General features: G+C 57.9%; 5 protein-coding genes. 4 read left to right on the plus strand and 1 reads right to left on the minus strand.

Annotated elements, in window-relative coordinates; translation table 11 throughout:
- On the minus strand, positions 1–857 hold an 857-nt coding region (locus Q1J88_RS12695), incomplete at its 3' end, for a LysR family transcriptional regulator (protein ID WP_301118097.1).
- A 118-nt stretch (positions 858–975) separates the two neighbouring features.
- Between Q1J88_RS12695 and Q1J88_RS12700 the strand changes: the two genes are divergently transcribed.
- The 4 genes from Q1J88_RS12700 to Q1J88_RS12715 form a co-directional block, all read left to right on the plus strand.
- A complete protein-coding gene (locus tag Q1J88_RS12700) occupies positions 976–1,833 on the plus strand; it encodes a fumarylacetoacetate hydrolase family protein (protein WP_301118098.1) in 858 nt (285 codons plus the stop codon).
- Between the two features lie 111 nt (positions 1,834–1,944).
- On the plus strand, positions 1,945–2,982 hold the full coding sequence (gene gtdA / locus Q1J88_RS12705) for a gentisate 1,2-dioxygenase (RefSeq protein WP_301118100.1): 1,038 nt from the start codon (positions 1,945–1,947) through the stop codon (positions 2,980–2,982).
- Positions 2,983–3,076: 94 nt separating this feature from the next.
- Positions 3,077–4,246: an ABC transporter substrate-binding protein gene (locus Q1J88_RS12710; RefSeq protein ID WP_301118102.1), complete on the plus strand. Its 1,170-nt coding sequence runs from the start codon at positions 3,077–3,079 to the stop codon at positions 4,244–4,246.
- Positions 4,247–4,365: 119 nt separating this feature from the next.
- Positions 4,366–4,562 (plus strand): hypothetical protein (locus Q1J88_RS12715; RefSeq protein ID WP_301118103.1); only part of this gene is annotated, 197 nt, incomplete at its 3' end.

Here is a 4,562-nt window from a genome sequence, read left to right on the forward strand (position 1 = left end):
AGCCACACATGGCCGGGTTCCTGGTGATACCGCTCGTGCCAATATTGGTTTACGTCGTACGAGGGCAGGGTAAACGGCAGCGCCAGTACCTTCACCGACCCATCCAGGGCCAGCATCCTGCACACTCGGCTGGGAAGAATAGCCAGCAGTTCGGTCGAGGTAATCATCTTCTCCATGCCCAACAGCGAGGGCACTCTTACTTTTACCCTGCGCTTGATGCCTATTTCTTCCAGCACGTTGTCGAGCCGGGCATGAACGGTTGCCGGCGCATCCAGCGAAACAAAGGCTTCGCTCAGGAACTGCTTCATCGAAAGCTTGTGGCTAATTCGGGGGTGGTCGCTGCGAGCGACGCAGGCGTAATGCTCGGTAAGCAGGCGCTGCTGGTAAAAGCCCGAGTGCAGTTCGGTGGCGTAGCCAATTGCCAGGTCTACGTCACCGGTTTCCAGTTGTTTACCGGTGGCCGGGCCCAGGTCCAGGCACTCGATTCGCAGGCCCGGCGCCTGGCGATCCAGCAATGCCACCAGTTCGGGCAGCAGTGCAAGTTGCGAGACATGGGCCAGTGCCAGCCGGAAAACGCGGCTGGAATGCTGCGGCTCGAAGCTGTCTTGCACGCCTTCGGGGCTTAGCAGCGCCAGCGCCTGTTCGATGCGAGGCAACAGGCTTTCCAGGCGTGGAGTGGGCATCATGCCCTGCGAGGTGCGTACGAACAGGGGGTCGGCAAAATGCTTGCGCATCTGGTTGAGCCGGATGCTTATCGAGGGCTGGCTTAAGCCGATATTTTCGACCGAGCGGGTAATGCTACGCGTGCGATACACGTCTTTAAGAATGAGCAGGTCGGCGAGATCGAGAGTGGCCATGGCGTGGTGCGGGGGAACAGACCCATTATTGGCACAGACAATGGTAATTATAGGCATAGCTTTATTGAGCGAATAGTAAGCTTGGGCAAAACTATGCTTGGTCTGTAAAGGAGCTGTAATGAAGTTGTGCCGTTTCAATTCGAACCAGTTGGGCGTTGTGCAGGGCGACGAAATCGTGGACGTAAGCCGTGCGCTGGATGTGATTCCGGTGGTCCGTTACCCTCTGCCGGTTAGCGACCCGATGATTCTGCACTTTGACGAGGTACGGGCTCGCATTAACCAGTTGCTGCCGTCGGCACCGCGACTGCCCCTGGCCGAGGCAACGCTGTTAAGCCCGATAGCCAGCCCCGGCAAGCTGGTGGCAGCGCCGGTCAATTACCGCAAGCATCTGGAAGAAGCCCGTGCCGATGCGCAGATTCACCACAATAATCAGCTGGCGGAAATTCAGCGGGTAGGCCTGTTTTTAAAGGCGAACAGTTCTTTGGTGGGCGCCGGAAATGGTGTAGAACTGCGGCACGCCGGCAGGCGTAACGATCACGAAATTGAACTTGCCGTGGTCATTGGCAGGACAGGCTCGCGCATTGCGCGTGAAGACGCGTGGAACCACATTGTGGGCTATTGCATAGGGCTGGATATGACGGCACGTGGCCCGGAAGAACGCAGCTTGCGTAAATCCAGCGACACGTACAGCGTACTGGGTCCCTGGATGGTAACGGCCGACGAGCTCACCGACCCGACGCAACTTGATTTTTGGTTGACGGTAAACGGGGAGGTTCGTCAGCGCGCCAACACGCGCGACCTGATTCTTGGTATTGCCGAGCTGATTGAGTTTGCATCGTCCTTCTACACCCTGCATGCGGGCGATGTCCTGTTTACGGGCACTCCCGAGGGGGTGGGGCCGGTGCAGCCGGGCGACGTTATCGAAGCGTATATCGAAGGTATAGGCACGATGCAGGTAGACGTGCGTGCGGGGTAGCCCTGGCATGTAAGCCCCATTGGTGGCGCCTGGCAACGGAAGCGAAAGGCTGGCGCCTGGCAATGAAAGTGGCTGGCCGGCGCCCGCAGAAAAACATTGGCGGATTTAAAGATGGAAACCATTGACTCTATTCAAGAGCAGCGTCAACACTTTTACGACAAGATCAATCCTGCAAACCTGACCCCGTTGTGGGAGGTTCTGCATGATGTGATCACGAAGGAACCCAAAACGCCGTGCCTTCCCTATTTGTGGAAGTGGTCGCAAGTCAGGCAGTGGTTGCTTGAAGCGGGTGGAATAATTTCGGCGCAAGAGGCCGAGCGGCGGGTGCTGGTGCTTGAAAACCCCGGCCTGCGCGGGCAAACGCGTATCACCCACAGCCTGTACGCAGGAATGCAGCTGATTCTGCCGGGCGAAGTGGCGCCTGCTCATCGGCATACGCAATCTGCCTTGCGCTTTATCATGCAGGGCCAGGGCGCCTACACCGCGGTGGACGGCGAGAAGGTCACGATGGGTGTGGGCGACTTTGTGATTACGCCTTCGTGGACGTTTCATGACCACGGTAATACGTCTTCGGAGCCCATGATCTGGCTCGACGGGCTGGATGTGCCCATTGTCGAGCTGCTCGACGCGCAATTTATGGAAGGCGCTCAAGAGCTTTCGCAACAGACCCATACCAGTGCAGCGGTGAACTTTGCCAAGTTCGGCAATACGATGAAGCCGGTAAATTACCAGCCAAAGTCGAAGACGTCGCCGATGTTCTGGTACCCCTACGAGCGTACGCGCCAGGCACTGGAAGAACTGAAGCAGCACAGCGAGCTTCATCCGTGCTGGGGGCACAAGCTGCAATACACGAATCCGGCCACCGGCGGGTGGGCCATGCCCTCGATTGCAACGTTCATGCAGCTGCTGCCTGCGGGCTTTAACGGGCAAAGCTATCGTTCCACCGACTCGACGGTATATGCCATTGTTGAGGGGGCAGGGCGTTGTTGCGTTGGCGACATGGTGCTCGAGTTCGGCCCGAAGGACGTATTTGTATGCCCTTCGTGGATGCCCTACCGGCTTGAAGCCGACAGCGACACCGTGCTGTTCAGCTACTCGGACCGTCCGGTGCAGCAGGCCCTGGATTTATGGCGTGAACATATGGGCTGAAGCGGTGCTTGCGGTGCAGCAGGCCAAAAATGCACCGCCTGCTTTGCAACATTTATAAGTCGAGCATACGACGAACATCAAAGGAGAAGACATCATGAGGTTAATCAGGAAAGTAGGGGCGGCAGTTGCCCTTTCCATCTGTGCTGCGGCGGCTCAGGCGCAAGAGCCGGTTCGCATCGGCTTTATTGGCACCTTGTCGACACCAGCCGGCTATATCGGCGAAGACGAGCGCGACGCCTTCTTGCTGGCCATCAAGCAGGGTGGCGGAAAGCTGGGTGGCGTACCGGTTGAACTGGTTGTGGAAGACGACGGCATCAAGCCGGCAACCGGCAAGCAGTCTGCCGAGAAAATGCTTCAGGACGGTATCCGGATCTTTACCGGCATCAACTTTTCGAACGTGCTGATGGCGGTTGTGCCCAGTGTTGTCAAGGAAGGCGGGTTTTACATCAGCCTGAACCCCGGCCCGTCGGTGTATGCGGGCAAGGACTGCAACAAGAACTTCTTTGCGGCGGCTTTCCAGAACGACTCTCATAGCGATACGGCGGGCATGGCCGCCAACGAGGTCGGCATCAAAAAGGCGGTGCTGGTCAGCGCAAACTATCAGGCCGGCCGCGATTCACTGAACGGCTTCAAGCGCGAATTCAAGGGCGAGGTGCTGGCCGAGATCTATACCAAGCTCGATCAGTCCGACTTTTCAGTCGAGCTGGCGCGGATCCGATCGCTTCAGCCCGATGGCGTGTTCCAGTTCTTGCCGGGCGGCGCGGGCATCAACTTTTCCAAGCAGTTTGCCAGCTCGAACCTGGGCAAGGACATAAAAATGGTGGCCACACTGGCGCTGGACGACCGCACGCTGACGGCAATTGGCGACGCGGCAGAGGGCTACTATTTGAGCTCGCTTTGGACCATCAACGACGACAACCCGGCAAGCAAGGCATTTGTGGAAGCGTTTCAAAAGGAATACAAGCGCCGGCCCACCTCGTATGCTGCAACGTCTTATGACACGGCTTTATTGATCGGCTCGGCACTGAAGGCTGCCGGGGGAGACGTGGTTGGCAACGCCGGTGCGTTCCGCAACGCGCTGCGCAAAGCCGACTTCGAGTCTGTGCGAGGCAAGTTCCGTTTCGACAAGAATCAGTTCCCGATTCAAGACTGGAAGCTCGTACAAATCGCCCGTAACGACGCCGGCAAGCTGGACTTCATCCCGCTCAAAACTTTGGTGGAAGATCACGGCGACGTCTACGCGGCCGACTGCAAAATGGATTGATTCGGTTCTTTACCCCCGGCTGGCATGAATCGTGCTGGCCGTTCTCCTGATCAAAAGGCGGCGGCGCAGTCGCATTGAGCGAGTTGGGCAAGCGCCGTTGCCAATTTCAGGAGAAAAAGATGACACCCAAGAATCAGCAGACTCAGTACCGGGTAGCTGGCGCCGTTGCTTATGCGAACGGCAGAAGGTCGGCTCGCAACCTGTTTGCCGCCCTGATGCTATTCGCCGGATTAAGCCTGCCACCCTTTGCGCTTGCGCAGCTGCCACAAGCCGAGACTGCGCAGGGAATAAAGTACGTAACCGGCGGCTTTGGATC

This window comes from Pusillimonas sp. (assembly GCF_029263785.1).
GTDB lineage: Bacteria > Pseudomonadota > Gammaproteobacteria > Burkholderiales > Burkholderiaceae_B > Pusillimonas.